Here is a 14,840-nt window from a genome sequence, read left to right on the forward strand (position 1 = left end):
CGCGGCGACGGCGGCATCCTGAAGAACTCCGAGGGCAAGCGGTTCATGTTCGACTACATCCCAGAGTTCTTCAAGGCCGAGACCGCGGACAACGTCGAGGAGGCGGACCGCTGGTACGACGACAAGAAGAACAACCGTCGCCCGCCCGAGCTGCTGCCGCGTGACGAGGTCGCGCGCGCGATCAACGCCGAGATCAAGGCCGGCCGCGGGTCACCGCACGGTGGGGTCTTCCTCGACATCGCCTCCCGGCGGTCGGCCGACTTCATCCACAAGCGCCTCCCGTCGATGTACCACCAGTTCAAGGAGCTGGCGGACGTCGACATCACCCAGGAGCCGATGGAGATCGGTCCGACCTGCCACTACGTCATGGGCGGTGTCGAGGTCGACCCCGACACCGAGCTGTCCTCGGTCGACGGGCTGTACGCCGTGGGCGAGTGCTCCGGCGGCATGCACGGCTCCAACCGGCTCGGCGGCAACTCGCTGTCCGACCTGATCGTGTTCGGCAAGCGCGCAGGCGAGGCCGCGGCCGAGCGGGCCGCGAAGGGCTCGTCGCGGACCACGCTGTCCGACGACCAGCTCCAGGCCGCGGAGCGGGCCGCGCTGGCGCCGTTCGACTCCCGGGGCGACGAGAACGCCTACACCATCCAGCAGGACCTGCAGCAGGCGATGAACGACCTGGTCGGCATCATCCGCACCGAGGCCGAGCTCGAGCAGTCGCTGAAGGAGATCGAGCAGCTCAAGGAGCGCGCCTCGAGGCTCAAGGTCGAGGGCGGCCGTGCCTACAACCCGGGCTGGCACCTCTCGATCGACATCCACAACATGTTGCTGGTCTCGGAGTGCATCGCGAAGGCTGCGCTGGCGCGGCAGGAGTCGCGAGGTGGGCACACCCGCAACGACTTCCCCGGCCCCGACCCGGAGTGGGGCGCGAAGAACCTCGTGCTCACCCTCAACGTGGCCGGTGACGGAGTCGACCTGGCCGAGAAGCCGCTCCCGGTGATGCCGGACGAGCTCAAGAAGTTCTTCGAGGAGTAGACATGCCTGAGCTGAAGATGCGGGTCTGGCGCGGCGACGACCAGGGCGGCGGGCTGCAGGACTTCACGGTCGAGGTCTCCGAGGGCGAGGTCGTCCTCGACGCGATCCACCGCCTCCAGGCCACCCAGGCCGGCGATCTCGCGGTGCGGTGGAACTGCAAGGCCGGCAAGTGCGGCTCGTGCTCGGCCGAGATCAACGGCCGGCCCCGGCTGCTGTGCATGACCCGGCTCTCCGACTTCGAGCCCGGCGAGACGATCACGGTCACCCCGGTGCGGACCTTCCCGATCATCCGGGACCTGGTCACCGACGTCTCCTACAACTACGAGAAGGCCTCGGAGCTGCCCTCGGTCTCCCTCCCGCCCCGCGACGCCGACGGCAAGCGCCGGATGGCGCAGATCGACGTCGAGCGCGGCCAGGAGTTCCGCAAGTGCATCGAGTGCTTCCTGTGCCAGAACGTCTGCCACGTCATCCGGGACCACGAGGACAACAAGCCGGCCTTCGCCGGCCCGCGCTTCTTCCTCCGGTACGCCGAGCTCGACATGCACCCGCTCGACACCCACGACCGGCGTGAGCTCGCCCAGGCCGCGGCCGGCATCGGGATGTGCAACATCACCAAGTGCTGCACCGAGGTGTGCCCCGAGCACATCAAGATCACCGACAACGCGATCATCCCCATGAAGGAGCGGGTGGTCGACAAGAAGTACGACCCGCTGGTCTGGCTCGGCAACAAGATCGGGATCCGCAACAAGGACGACCACGGCCGCGAAGCGGCACCCGGACGGGAGACGACCCCGGTCAAGCGGCCGGCCGCCAAGGCCTGAGGCGATTTCCTGTCAATACCCTGTGGGGTGTCAAGGGAAGTTGACGGCGGCAACGTCCGTGTGCGTTCCTATGCCGTGTGACGGGGGTCGTGGCACCGGGCCGCCAGCACTACTGGGACGGTGCGCGGTGGACCGAGCGGCGGCGCCCAGCAGCACCGTCGCCGGTCCGGCACCGCCGGCTCAGGTGGTCACGGGCTCATAGCTCGCGAAGGTGCGCGTGAACGACCCGGCGCCGTGCGTCGACGACCTGAGGTCGATCGGGTAGCGGATCAGCTCCACCGCAGGGACCAGCGCACGGACCACGACCATCGCGCCGTCGGAGTCCTGCCCGAGCACCCGGCCGCGCCGGGAGGCGAGGTCGCTCATGATCGTGCCGACCAGGTCCGCGGGGACGGTCACCTCGATCTCGTCGTAGGGCTCCAGCCTGACCAGCCCGCCCGCCTCGGCCGCCTCGCGCAGGGCCAGCGCCCCGGCGCTCTGGAAGGCCATGTCCGAGGAGTCGACGCTGTGCGCCTTCCCGCCGACCAGCGTCACCTTGACGTCGACCATCTGCGCGCCGCCGCAGCCCTTCTCCATCTGGGCGCGGACCCCCTTCTCGACCGAGGGGATGAACTGCCGGGGCACGACACCGCCCACGACCCGCTCGCCGAACTCGAACCCGGATCCGCGCGGGAGCGGCTCGACCTCGATCTCGCAGACGGCGTACTGACCGTGGCCGCCGGACTGCTTCACGTGCCGGCCGGTCGCCTTCGCGGGCGCCTTCAGCGTCTCGCGCATCGGCACGGTGACCTCGACCTGGTTGACCGAGACGCCGAACCGCTCCGCCAGTCGCCCGATCGCGGCGTCGGCGTGCGCCTCGCCCATCGTCCACAGCAGCAGCTGGGCCGACTCGCCCGCACCCAGCTCGACGCGGAGCGACGGGTCCTCGGCGGCCAGCCGGGACAGGGCGGTGGACAGCTTGTCCTCGTCGGACTTCGTGGCCGCCTCGATCGCGATCGGGAGCAGCGGGGTCGGCAGCGACCACGGCTTGAGCACCCGCGGGTCGTCGACCGAGGAGAGCGTGTCACCGGTCTCGGCCCGGGACAGCCGCCCCACGGTGGCGATGTCGCCGCACACCACGCGGGGTGCCGGCTGCAGGCCCTGGCCGAAGGGGTAGGACAGCGACCCGATCTTCTCGTCGTCGTCGTGGTCGGCGTGGCCGGACTCGGCCCCGAAGAACGACGTCAGGTGGCCGGACACGTGCACCGGCTTGTCCGGGTCGAGGGTGCCGGAGAACACCCGGACCAGGCTGATCCTCCCGACGTAGGGGTCGCTGGTGGTCTTCACGACCTCGGCGACCAGCGGTCCCTGCGGGTCGCAGTCGACGGCAGAGGCGGGGGCGCCGGCCGGGGTGTAGGTCTCCGGTGCCGGGTGCTCGCTGGGGGCCGGGAAGCCGCGGACCATGAGGTCGAGCAGCTCGTCGCAGCCCACGCCGCTCTGGGAGCAGGCGGCGACGACCGGGAAGAACGTGCCGCGGGCCATCGCCCGGTGCAGGTCCTCGAGCAGGGCTTCCTCGGTGACCGCCTCGCCCGCGAGGTAGCGGTCCATCAGCCCCTCGTCCTCGGACTCCTCGATGATCCCCTCGATCAGCGCGTCCCGGGCGTCGGCGTGCTCGTCGCCGCCGTCGGCGCCGAGGAGCCCGATCAGCCCGGTCACCTCGGAGCCGGACATGACCGGGACGTAGAGCGGGAGCACCTTGTCACCGGTGCTCCCGAACGTCGCCTGGGCTGCCGCCAGCACCCCCGGGTAGTCGGCCCGGGCGTGGTCGAGCTTGGTCACCACCACCGCTCGCGGCATCCCCACGTCGGCACACTCGCGCCACAGCATGGCGGTGACCTGGTCCACCGGCTCGTTGGCGGCGATCACGAACAGCGCGCAGTCCGCGGCGCGCAGGCCGGCGCGCAGCTCACCGACGAAGTCGGCGTAGCCGGGGGTGTCGATGAGGTTCACCTTCACGCCGCGGTGCACGACGGGCGCCACCGCGAGGCTCATCGACCGGCCGTGGGAGCGCTCGCCGGACTCGAAGTCGGAGACGGTGGTGCCCTCGGTCACCGAGCCGGCGCGGGTCAGCGCACCGCTGTGGACGAGCAACGTCTCCAGGAGCGTGGTCTTGCCACCGGAGCTCGGCCCCACCAGCACGACGTTTCGTATCTCATCGGGCTTGAGGGCCTCGAGATCTTGTCTGCCGGCTGCACGAGCTCCTTTGTCCACCATGAGGACACGTTCCTCCCGTCACGCCCGCCAGACAACCCCCTGCGGTGGCCGAGCGGTTGAAAACCTCACAGTTCGTGGCCTCGCGCCGCAGGTCTACCTACGCTCGGGACGTGACCGACGAGCAGACCGTCGAGGGCGGCCTGGCCGAGCCGGAGGAGCTCGAGCCGGAGCAGGGCAGCCTCCGCCTGGCCGCGCCCGAGGACCGTCGCGACCGGGCCCAGGGACGGGCGGAGTGGGAGGCCGCGGCGGCCGCGGTGCTGCGCAGGGCGCGCCGGCTCGGCGACGACGAGCCCGACGCGCTGGTCTGGGAGAAGCTCACCCTGACGACACTGGACGGCATCGGGGTCAGCCCGCTAGGCACGCCGGAGCTCCTCGACGACCTGACGACCAGCGGCCGGCCCTCCCGGGCCGGCGCGTGGGACGTCCGGGCCCACCTCCTGGTGACCGACGCGCGGGCGGACAACGAGACCCTGCTCGCCGACCTGGAGGGTGGGGCAACCTCGCTCTGGCTCCGCGTCCCCGAGGACACCGACTTCGCCGTGCTCCTCGACCGGGTCCTGCTCGACCTGGCCCCGGTGGTGCTCGAGACCACCGAGGCCGGCGCTCGCGCCTTCCTGCGGCACGCCGAGGGCCGCGACCTGGAGCCGCGGACGAACCTCGGGCTCGACGCCGCCGCGGCGGGCCCCGAGCCGGCGGAGCTCGCGCGCCGGGCCGGCATCCGCGCGTACGTCGTCGACGCGGCCGCCCTGCACGACCGCGGCGCGTCCGACGTCCAGGAGCTCGCGCACTCGCTCGCCGTCGGTGCGGCCTACCTCCGCAGGCTCAGCGAGGCGGAGGTCGGCGTCGACGAGGCAGCACGGCTCGTCGAGTTCCGCTACGCCGCGACCGCCGAGCAGCTCCCGACGATCGCCAAGCTCCGGGCCGCTCGCCGCCTCTGGGCGCGGGTGCTCGAGCTCAGCGACGCGCAGGACCGCGCGCAGCACCAGCACGCGGTCACCAGCCGCGCGATGCTGAGCAAGTACGACCCGTGGGTCAACATGCTCCGCACCACGGTGGCCGCGTTCGCGGCCGGTGTCGGTGGCGCCGACGCCGTGACCGTGCTGCCGTTCGACACCCCGCTCGGGACGCCGGACGCGTTCGGCCGGCGGATCGCCCGCAACACCTCGCACCTGCTCATCGAGGAGTCCCACGTCGCCGTGGTGAGCGACCCGGCCGGCGGCGCCTACGCCGTCGAGAAGCTGACCGAGGACCTCGCCGTCGCCGCGTGGGAGCTGTTCGGCCGCCTGGAGGAGGGCGCCGACCTCGAGGAGGAGATCGCCGGGACCGTGGCCCGGCGGGACCGTGACGTCGCGACCCGCAGGCGGCCGATCACCGGGCTCAGCGAGTTCCCGAACCTCGCCGAGGAGCTGCCCGTGCGGCCCCCGGCTCCCGAGGACGAGGTCCGCCGCTACGGGGCGGCCTTCGAGTCCCTCCGTGACGACCCTGCCGAGGAGCCGGTCCTGCTCGCCCCGCTCGGCACCGTCGCCCAGCACACCGCGCGCGCCACGTTCGCCACGAACCTCCTCGCCGCCGGCGGGATCGGCGTGGTCGAGGCGGCCGGGTCCGACAGGGCACCGCGCCCACCACGCGTCGCGTGCATCGTCGGGACCGACGCCGCCTACGACGAGGAGGGCGCCGCGCGGGCGGCGGCCCTGCGCGAGGCCGGGGCCGAGTGGGTCGTCGTGGCCGGCCGGCCGCGCGAGTGGGCCGACGATTCGTGCGCCCTCGGCGTGGACGCGCTGGACTTCCTGCGGCGTACGAGGGAGAAGCTGCGATGAGCGTCCCGAAGAGCTTCGCCGGGCTTCCCCTGGGCTCGCGGCGCTCGCAGCTGAGCCCCAGCAGCGAGGGGGAACCCTGGGCGTCTCCTGAGGGGATCGAGATCCTGCCGGCCTACGGGCCCGAGCACGTCGAGGGGCTCGACGCGCTCGACACCTGGCCGGGGCTCTCGCCGTTCCTGCGGGGCCCCTACCCGACGATGTACACGACCCAGCCGTGGACGATCCGGCAGTACGCCGGCTTCTCCACCGCCGAGGAGTCCAACGCGTTCTACCGGCGCAACCTCGCCGCGGGCCAGAAGGGGCTGAGCGTCGCCTTCGACCTGCCGACGCACCGTGGCTACGACTCCGACCACCCGCGGGTGCGCGGAGACGTCGGGATGGCCGGGGTGGCCATCGACTCGATCCTCGACATGCACACGCTCTTCGACGGCATCCCGCTCGACGAGATGTCGGTGTCGATGACGATGAACGGCGCCGTGCTGCCCGTGCTCGCGCTCTACGTCGCCGCGGCCGAGGAGCAGGGGGTGAAGCCGGAGCAGCTCAGCGGGACCATCCAGAACGACATCCTCAAGGAGTTCATGGTCCGCAACACCTACATCTACCCGCCCGAACCGAGCATGCGGATCATCTCCGACATCTTCAGCTACACCGCGGCCCACATGCCCCGCTTCAACTCGATCTCGATCTCCGGCTACCACATCCAGGAGGCCGGGGCGACCCAGGACCTCGAGCTCGCCTACACGCTGGCGGACGGGGTCGAGTACATCCGGGCCGGCCTCGCCACCGGCATGACGATCGACCAGTTCGCGCCCCGGCTCAGCTTCTTCTGGGCGATCGGCATGAACTTCTTCATGGAGGTCGCCAAGCTGCGGGCGGCCCGGGCGCTGTGGAGCCGGCTGGTGCGCCAGTTCGACCCGCAGAACCCGAAGTCGCTGAGCCTGCGCACCCACTCCCAGACCAGTGGCTGGTCGCTGACCGCGCAGGACGTGTTCAACAACGTCGGCCGGACCTGCATCGAGGCGATGGCCGCCACCCAGGGCCACACCCAGTCGCTGCACACCAACGCGCTGGACGAGGCGATCGCGCTGCCCAGCGACTTCTCGGCCCGGATCGCCCGCAACACCCAGCTTCTCCTCCAGCAGGAGAGCGGCACGACGGGCACGATCGACCCCTGGGCCGGCTCCTACTACGTCGAGCGGCTCACCCACGACCTGGCCGAGCGCGCGTGGGCGCACATCCTGGAGGCCGAGCGGGCCGGCGGGATGGCCAAGGCCATCGAGCAGGGCATCCCCAAGATGCGGATCGAGGAGGCTGCCGCGCGGACCCAGGCCCGGATCGACTCCGGCGCCCAGAAGGTGATCGGTGTCAACACCTACCGGCTGGCCGCCGAGGAGCCCCTCGAGGTGCTCAGGGTCGACAACGACGACGTATACCGCCAGCAGGTGGCCAAGCTCGAGAGGCTCCGGTCCGAGCGGGACGACGACGCCGTACGCCGCAGCCTCGATGCCCTGACCCGGTCGGCCGAGGACGGCCCGGGCGGGAGCAACCTGCTCGAGCTGGCCGTCGACGCGGCCCGGGCCAAGGCCACGGTGGGGGAGATCTCGGACGCGCTGGAGAAGGTGTACGGCCGGCACCAGGCCACGATCCGTACCATCAGCGGCGTGTTCAGGGACGAGTCCGGCGAGGCCGGCAGCTCCCTGGTCCAGCAGGTCCTGGCCCAGACCGCGGAGTTCGAGGAGGCCGAGGGCCGGCGGCCTCGCATCCTGGTGGCCAAGATGGGGCAGGACGGCCACGACCGTGGGCAGAAGGTCATCGTCTCCGCCTTCGCCGACATGGGCTTCGACGTCGACGTGGGGCCGTTGTTCTCCACGCCGGAGGAGGTGGCCCAGCAGGCGGTGGACGCCGACGTGCACATCGTCGGGATCTCCTCGCTGGCCGCCGGCCACCTCACGCTGCTGCCGGCCCTGAAGAAGGCTCTCGAGCAGCAGGGCCGCCCCGACATCATGGTCGTCGTCGGCGGGGTGATCCCGCCCGACGACGTGCCCACGTTGCAGCAGATGGGCGCCGCCGCGGTCTTCCTGCCCGGCACCGTGATCGCCGAGTCCGCCCTGGATCTGCTGGCCCGCTTGCGTGAGCAACTGGACCACTAGCGTGCAGGTCGTGGCCCGGGGGGAGTTTCGTCGGTCAGCCGACGAAGCTCTCTCCCGGACGACGAAGCTTTGTCGTCCCACCGAGGGTTTCGTCGGCCAGCCGACGAAACTGCTCCTGGACGGGACTCATGGGGACATCCGTCGGTCAGCCGACGGAACTGTTCCCTGGACGACGAAGCTTTGTCGTCCCACCGAGAGTTTCGTCGGCCAGCCGACGAAACTCCCCCCGGAGGGAGCCCACCCCCCCGGTGCCTGATGTCAAGGCCCTGATCGCGGGCATCCATGAGCGACGCCGCGCCGCGGTGTCCCAGGCGATCACGCTGGTCGAGTCGTCCAAGCGGGAGCACCGTGCGGCGGCGCGCGAGCTGCTGACCGCGCTGGCCGAGGACGCCGGCTCCGGCGCCCGGTCCACGGCGGTTCGCGTCGGTATCTCCGGGGTGCCAGGGGTCGGCAAGTCGACGTTCATCGAGTCGCTCGGCACCCGGCTTACCGCCGAGGGGCACCGGGTGGGTGTCCTCGCGGTCGACCCGTCCAGCGTGCGCACCGGCGGCTCGGTGCTGGGGGACAAGACCCGGATGTCGAGGCTCTCGGCCGACCCGGACGCGTTCATCCGGCCCTCGCCGGCAGCCGGCACCCTCGGCGGCGTCGCCCGGGCCACCGTGCAGGCGATGGCGGTCCTCGAGGCGGCCGCCTACGACGTGGTGCTGGTGGAGACCGTCGGGGTGGGCCAGTCGGAGGTCACGGTGGCCGGGATGGTCGACACGTTCCTGTTCCTGACCCTGGCCCGGACCGGCGACCAGCTGCAGGGCATCAAGAAGGGCATCCTCGAGCTCGCCGACGTGATCGCGGTGAACAAGGCCGACGGCGACCGCGAGGGCGAGGCCCGCGAGGCGGCCCGCGAGCTCGCGGGCGCCCTGCGGCTGGTCCGCGGGAGGGGCGAGTGGGTCCCACCGGTCGTCACCGTCTCCGGGCTCCACGACGTCGGCGTCGACGAGCTGTGGCGACGCGTGCTCGCGCACCGCGAGCACCTCGGTCCCGAGGGGCTGGCCGAGAAGCGGGCGCAGCAGCAGCTGGACTTCACCTGGGCCCTGGTGCGCGACGAGCTCGACCAGCGGCTGCGCCACTCGCCGGGCGTACGCCGGATCCGCGACGAGGTCCGCGCCGCGGTCCTGGCCGGCGAGCTGCCGGCTCCGGTGGCCGCCGACCGCCTGCTCGCGGCGTACGACGAGCCTCGCTCTCACCCCTAATGGTGGTTTTCCGGCTGTCCCGGCGCGTCGGGACACAACACCCCTTGTGGCCGGGACAGCACGCATACGAAAGTCCGGGTAGGCGCGGATGCGACCGGGGGAGCGCACCGCCAGCCTCGAACAGTCATCTCCTCGTCCGACCATCGGAGGTCTGCATGTCCACACGTCATCTCCTCGCCGCTGCCGCGGCCCTGGCGCTCGCGGGCACCACCGCCGCCGCCAGCGCGGCGCCGGCCGGTCACTCGGCACACAAGGCCAAGCCCACCGTCGCCGTCGTCGCCAAGAAGCTCGTCGGGCCGCTCAGCGTCGCCCAGGCGCCCGACGGCACGCGCTACTGGGCCGACTCGTTCGCCGGGCTCCTCTACAAGCAGGCGCCCAACAACGGACCGGTCTCGGTCATCTACAAGAGCAAGCACCACGGCGCCGACGGCGTCTCGGCCGACGGCGGCGTGCTCCGCTTCGTGACCGGGTCCAGCGACAACAAGTCCGGCGGGGTCTGGACGCTGGACGCCGCCGGAGCGCCGGTCCAGCTCGGCGACACCTGGAAGTACGAGAAGAAGGCGAACCCGGACGGGAAGTTCAAGTACGGCCTCCTCAACACGCCCAAGTCCTGCCTGGCGAAGGCCCCCAAGGAGGTCCAGCCCTACTCCGGCCGCAAGGAGACCCACTCCTACGCAGTGGCCACCGCTCCCAACGGCGTCACCTACGTGGCCGACGCGGGTGCCAACGCGATCCTCGCGCTCGACGCGCAGGGCCAGTTCTCCACCGTCGCGGCCCTGAAGCCGGTGAAGGTCAAGCTCACCAAGAGTGCGGTCGAGGCCAACCACGCGCCGTCCTGCCTCGTCGGCCGCAAGCTCGCCCTCGAGGCGGTGCCGACCGATGTCGAGGTCGCGGCGGACGGCTCCCTCTACGTCACCAGCCTCCCTGGCGGCCCGGAGGACCCGAGCCTCGGCCTCAACGGCCGGGTGCTGCGCATCGACCCGGCCACCGGCAAGGTCACCACGATCGCCGAGGGGTTGCTCAGCCCGACCGGCGTCGCGGTCGCCAGCAACGGCGACGTCTACGTCGCCCAGCTGTTCCGCGGCGAGATCTCGAAGATCAAGGCCGGCAAGCACAAGGCGAAGACCTACCTCAAGGTGCCGCTCCCCGCGGCCGTCGAGACCACCCCGACCGGGCTGCTCGCCACGATCCACGCGCTGCCCGGCAAGAAGCCCAAGGGACAGGTCGTGACGATCGCTCCCTGACCCATCACCGAACCGCGAGGATCCCCGGCGCCACCCGGCGCCGGGGATTCTCCCGTTGATGCGGTCGAACCCGCCCCGGTGAACTAACTTGGGAGGGACATGCACGACCAGCCGCGGGCGGGCCGCACCGCCTCCACAGTCATCGCTGACGTCGTCGAGAAGTACGACGCCGACCTCGTCGACCTCCGCCGCGACCTGCACGCCCACCCCGAGCTGTCGTGGTCGGAGACCCGGACCGCCGAGGCGGTCGCGGGCCGGGTCGCCCAGGCGGGGTGGGAGATCACCCGGTTCAGCCGCACCGGCTTCGCCGCGGACCTCGGCGCCCGTGGGCCGCGGGTGGCGCTGCGGGCCGACATGGACGGGCTGCCGGTCCAGGACCTCACCGGCGACCCGTGGGCCAGCACGGTCGCAGGCGTCGCGCACGCCTGCGGCCACGACGTGCACACGACCGCCCTGACCGGCGCTGCGCTCGCCCTGGCCGAGGTGCACGACCGCGGCCTGCTGCCGGCCCGGGTCCGGTTGCTCTTCCAGCCGGCCGAGGAGGTGATGCCGGGCGGCGCCCTGCACCTCATCGACGAGGGGGCGCTCGACGAGGTCGAGTGCATCTTCGCGCTGCACTGCGACCCGGGGATCGACGTCGGGCAGGTCGGGCTCCGGCTGGGGCCGCTGACCAGCGCCGCCGACCGGGTCGAGGTCCGGCTCCGCGGGACCGGCGGGCACACCAGCCGGCCGCACCTGACCGGAGACCTCACCTTCGCGCTGGCCAAGGTGACCACCGAGCTCCCGGCCGTCCTGAGCCGCCGGATGGACCCCCGCGCCGGGGTCAGCGTCGTGTGGGGGAGCCTGCACGCCGGCTCCGCGCCCAACGTGATCCCCGACCGCGGCGCGGTGACCGGCACGGTCCGGATCCTCGACGCGGTCGCCTGGGCCGACTGCGAGGCGGTGGTCCGCACGGTCGTGGACGAGATCGTCCGGCCCTACGGCGTGACCGCCGAGGTCGACTACCAGCGCGGGGTCCCGCCGGTGGTCAACGAGCCGCGCTCCAACCGCGTCCTGGCCGACGCGGTCCGGGCCGTGCTCGGCGACTCCGGCCAGGTCTCGGCGCCGCAGAGCCTCGGTGCCGAGGACTTCGGCTGGTACCTCGAGCGCGTCCCGGGCGCGATGATGCGGCTCGGCACGCGCGCCCCCGGCGGGGCGACGTACGACCTGCACCAGGGCAACCTGCGCGTCGACGAGCGGGCGATCGGGATCGGCGCCCGGATCCTGGCCGAGGCCGCCCTCCTGGCCGTCGGGCGCTCCTGACGGGGATGACCCGGACGGGATCCGCCGAGTGGCCCGGACAGAACCCCGCCATGGCCCGTCCGGACCACGGCTGCGACCCGACTTCACCCTGTCAGGTCACCAGTGGGTAACAACCGCCGAACGCTTGGTGCGGCAAGTGTCGTCAAAGGGCGTCGGAACCTATAACGTTCACCCGATCACAGGCCCCGGGGCCCAGAATCTCAAGGAGGCGTCTTGCGACGCAGTAGGAAGTTCGCATCGATCCTGACGGTAGGCATTCTCGCCCTCGGAGCGACCGCGTGCGGCGACGACAGTGACAGCGGCAGCGACAGCGGCGGTGGTGGCGACACCCCCAAGTCGGACATCAAGGTCGGCATGGCCTACGACGTCGGTGGACGTGGCGACCAGTCGTTCAACGACTCCGCTGCCGCCGGCCTCGACAAGGCCAAGGAGGACTTCGGCATCGAGGCCGAGGAGTCCGAGGCGACCGACGGCGAGGCCGAGTCCGCCCGTGAGGAGCGGCTCGTGACCTTCGCCGAGGCGGGCTACGACCCGATCATCGCGGTGGGCTTCGCCTACGCCGAGTCCGTCGGCAAGGTGGCTGCCCAGTACCCCGACACCCACTTCGCGATCATCGACGACTCCACGCTCGCCGACGTCCCCAACGTCGCCAGCCTGGTCTTCGCCGAGGAGCAGGGCTCGTTCCTGGTCGGCGCGGCCGCGGCCCTGAAGTCCCAGGCGGCCCACGTCGGCTTCATCGGCGGTGTCCAGGTCCCCCTGATCGAGAAGTTCCAGGCGGGCTACGAGGCCGGCGCCAAAGCCGTCAACCCCGACATCAAGATCGACGTCACCTACCTGACCCAGCCGCCGGACTTCTCCGGCTTCGGTGACCCGGCCAAGGGCAAGACCGCGGCCGAGGGCATGTACGACAACGGTGCCGACATCGTCTACGCGGCGGCCGGTGGCTCCGGTGGTGGTGTGTTCGAGGCGGCTTCCGACGCGGGCAAGCTCGCGATCGGCGTCGACTCCGACCAGTACAACACCGCTGACCCGTCGGTGCGCGACGTCATCATGACCTCGATGCTGAAGAACGTGAACGTCGCGGTCTACAACTACCTCAAGGAGGTCGTCGGCGGGACCTTCCCGACCGGTGTCAAGACCTACGACCTGAGCGTCGACGGTGTCGGCTACGCCACCAGCGGTGGCCAGATCGACGACATCACCGACCAGCTCGACGAGTTCAAGCAGAAGATCATCGACGGCGAGATCACGGTTCCGACCACGCCGTAGCTCGACGCGAGGACGAACCCGTCCGAGAGCACCAGGACCCGCGGACCCCCCGCCGAGAGCGGGGTGTCCGCGGGTCCTTCTGTCTGAGTCCGGTGACTTTGAGTAGGGTCGGCCCGACGCCGTGAGGGCAGGGCTGAGCGAGGGAGGGCAGCGGGTGTGACAAGCACCGTCGAAGAGCCGGCCGCAGAGGCGCAGGCGGGCGAGGTGGCCGTCCGGCTCAGGGGGATCGGCAAGCGGTTCCCGGGCGTCATCGCCAACGACGACATCAACATCGACGTCCGCAGGGGCACCATCCACGCCATCGTCGGCGAGAACGGCGCCGGCAAGTCGACGCTGATGAAGATCCTCTACGGCGTCCAGCCCCCCGACTCCGGCACCATCGAGATCAACGGCGAGCAGGTCACCCTGCACTCACCGGCCGACGCGATCAAGGCCGGGGTGGGCATGGTCTTCCAGCACTTCATGCTGGCCGACAACTTCACCGTGCTCGAGAACGTCGTGCTCGGTGCCGAGAAGCTGCACGGCATCGGCGCCGAGGCTCGTGCCGAGGTCATGCGCATCTCCGACGCCTACGGCCTCGACATCGAGCCGGACCGCCTCGTGGAGGAGCTCGGGGTCGGTGCCCGGCAGCGGGTCGAGATCCTCAAGGTGCTCTACCGCGGTGCGCGGATCGTGATCCTCGACGAGCCCACCGCGGTGCTGGTGCCGCAGGAGGTCGACGAGCTCTTCGGCAACCTGCGCGGGCTGAAGAAGGAGGGCCTCTCCGTCATCTTCATCAGCCACAAGCTCGACGAGGTGCTCCGCGTCGCCGACGAGATCACCGTGATCCGCCGGGGCACCACGGTCCGCACGGTCACGCCCGACCAGGTGACAGCCCGCCAGCTCGCCGAGCTGATGGTCGGATCCGAGCTGCCCTCGCCCAGCACCGAGACCTCGACGGTGACCGACGAGGTCCTGCTGTCGGTCAAGCACCTCAGCCTCCCCGGTCCCGAGTCGCGGCCGCTGCTCGACGACATCAGCTTCGACATCCACAAGGGCGAGGTCCTCGGCATCGCCGGCGTCGAGGGCAACGGCCAGGCCGAGCTGGTGGAGTCGATCATGGGGATGCGCCCCGGCGCGACCGGCACCATCGAGCTGACCGGGACCGACCTGTCCTCCCAGTCGACGCGCGAGCGCCGCGACGGCGGCATCGGCTACATCCCGGAGGACCGGCACCGGCACGGGCTGCTGCTCGACGCGCCGCTGTGGGAGAACCGCGTGCTGGGTCACCAGGACCGGCCACCCAGTGCCAAGGGCATTCTGATCGACAAGCGGGCGGCCCGCGCCGACACCGAGCGGATCATCGCCGAGTACGACGTGCGCACGCCCGGCCCGGACGTGCTGGCCCGCGCGCTGTCCGGCGGCAACCAGCAGAAGCTCATCGTCGGCCGCGAGATGAGCAGTGACCCGATCCTGCTGATCGCGGCCCACCCGACCCGCGGCGTCGACGTCGGCGCCCAGGCGGCGATCTGGACCCACATCAAGACAGCCCGCCGCAAGGGGCTCGCGGTGCTCCTGATCTCTGCCGACCTCGACGAGCTGATCGGCCTCTCGGACCGGATCGAGGTCATCCTGCGCGGCCGCCTGGTCGGCACCTTCGACCCCGACGACGTGACGCCCGAGCAGCTGGGCTCGGCGATGACGGGAGCCGGAGAATGACCCCGCG

Annotated in this window: 11 protein-coding genes; 10 read left to right on the forward strand and 1 reads right to left on the reverse strand. The window is 71.3% G+C overall.

Going from position 1 to position 14,840, the window contains the following annotated elements; all coding sequences use genetic code 11:
- The 3 genes from VFV89_RS01705 to VFV89_RS24805 all read left to right on the forward strand — a co-directional run.
- On the forward strand, positions 1-1,032 hold a 1,032-nt coding region (locus VFV89_RS01705; protein ID WP_329704160.1), incomplete at its 5' end, for an FAD-binding protein.
- 2 nt (positions 1,033-1,034) lie between these two features.
- A complete protein-coding gene (locus VFV89_RS01710; RefSeq protein ID WP_329704161.1) occupies positions 1,035-1,853 on the forward strand; it encodes a succinate dehydrogenase/fumarate reductase iron-sulfur subunit in 819 nt (272 codons plus the stop codon).
- An 89-nt stretch (positions 1,854-1,942) separates the two neighbouring features.
- The gene (locus tag VFV89_RS24805) at positions 1,943-2,074 is read left to right on the forward strand and encodes a DUF2510 domain-containing protein (RefSeq protein WP_414690337.1); all 132 of its coding nucleotides are present in this window, start codon (positions 1,943-1,945) and stop codon (positions 2,072-2,074) included.
- On the opposite strand, the gene VFV89_RS01715 is transcribed toward VFV89_RS24805, so the two are convergent.
- Positions 2,034-4,106, reverse strand: a complete 2,073-nt coding sequence (locus VFV89_RS01715) for an elongation factor G-like protein EF-G2 (RefSeq protein ID WP_414690336.1) — start codon at positions 4,104-4,106, stop codon at positions 2,034-2,036. The two genes, VFV89_RS24805 and VFV89_RS01715, sit on opposite strands and share 41 nt — an antisense overlap.
- 110 nt (positions 4,107-4,216) lie before the next feature.
- On the opposite strand from VFV89_RS01715, the gene VFV89_RS01720 reads away from it, so the two are divergent.
- The 7 genes from VFV89_RS01720 (at position 4,217) to VFV89_RS01750 (ending at position 14,833) form a co-directional block, all read left to right on the forward strand.
- Positions 4,217-5,923 (forward strand): methylmalonyl-CoA mutase family protein, encoded by a 1,707-nt coding sequence (locus VFV89_RS01720; RefSeq protein WP_329704163.1) that lies wholly within the window; start codon positions 4,217-4,219, stop codon positions 5,921-5,923.
- Positions 5,920-8,073: a methylmalonyl-CoA mutase gene (gene scpA / locus VFV89_RS01725; protein WP_329704164.1), complete on the forward strand. Its 2,154-nt coding sequence runs from the start codon at positions 5,920-5,922 to the stop codon at positions 8,071-8,073. The genes VFV89_RS01720 and scpA overlap by 4 nt, the downstream gene beginning before the upstream one ends.
- A gap of 248 nt (positions 8,074-8,321) precedes the next feature.
- Entirely contained in the window at positions 8,322-9,320 is a 999-nt protein-coding gene (gene meaB, locus VFV89_RS01730) for a methylmalonyl Co-A mutase-associated GTPase MeaB (RefSeq protein ID WP_329704165.1), read from the forward strand.
- Between the two features lie 155 nt (positions 9,321-9,475).
- Entirely contained in the window at positions 9,476-10,564 is a 1,089-nt protein-coding gene (locus VFV89_RS01735) for a ScyD/ScyE family protein (protein WP_329704166.1), read from the forward strand.
- Between the two features lie 99 nt (positions 10,565-10,663).
- Positions 10,664-11,866, forward strand: a complete 1,203-nt coding sequence (locus tag VFV89_RS01740) for an amidohydrolase (RefSeq protein WP_329704167.1) — start codon at positions 10,664-10,666, stop codon at positions 11,864-11,866.
- 213 nt (positions 11,867-12,079) lie between these two features.
- Positions 12,080-13,135 carry a BMP family ABC transporter substrate-binding protein gene (locus tag VFV89_RS01745; protein ID WP_329704168.1) on the forward strand — a complete coding sequence of 352 codons (1,056 nt, stop codon included), beginning with the start codon at positions 12,080-12,082 and terminating at the stop codon, positions 13,133-13,135.
- Positions 13,136-13,291: 156 nt separating this feature from the next.
- Positions 13,292-14,833, forward strand: a complete 1,542-nt coding sequence (locus tag VFV89_RS01750) for an ABC transporter ATP-binding protein (protein WP_329704169.1) — start codon at positions 13,292-13,294, stop codon at positions 14,831-14,833.
- Positions 14,834-14,840 lie beyond the last annotated feature (7 nt).

Origin of the sequence: Nocardioides sp. (genome assembly GCF_036274455.1) — a bacterium.
In the GTDB taxonomy this organism is placed as follows: Bacteria; Actinomycetota; Actinomycetes; order Propionibacteriales; family Nocardioidaceae; genus Nocardioides.

Coding starts and splice junctions, on each gene's coding strand:
- VFV89_RS01740 (WP_329704167.1), top strand. CDS start 10,664: ATGCACGACCAGCCGCGGGCGGGCCGCACCGCCTCCACAGTCATCGCT.
- VFV89_RS01715 (WP_414690336.1), bottom strand. CDS start 4,106: ATGGTGGACAAAGGAGCTCGTGCAGCCGGCAGACAAGATCTCGAGGCC.
- VFV89_RS01735 (WP_329704166.1), top strand. CDS start 9,476: ATGTCCACACGTCATCTCCTCGCCGCTGCCGCGGCCCTGGCGCTCGCG.
- VFV89_RS01710 (WP_329704161.1), top strand. CDS start 1,035: ATGCCTGAGCTGAAGATGCGGGTCTGGCGCGGCGACGACCAGGGCGGC.
- scpA (WP_329704164.1), top strand. CDS start 5,920: ATGAGCGTCCCGAAGAGCTTCGCCGGGCTTCCCCTGGGCTCGCGGCGC.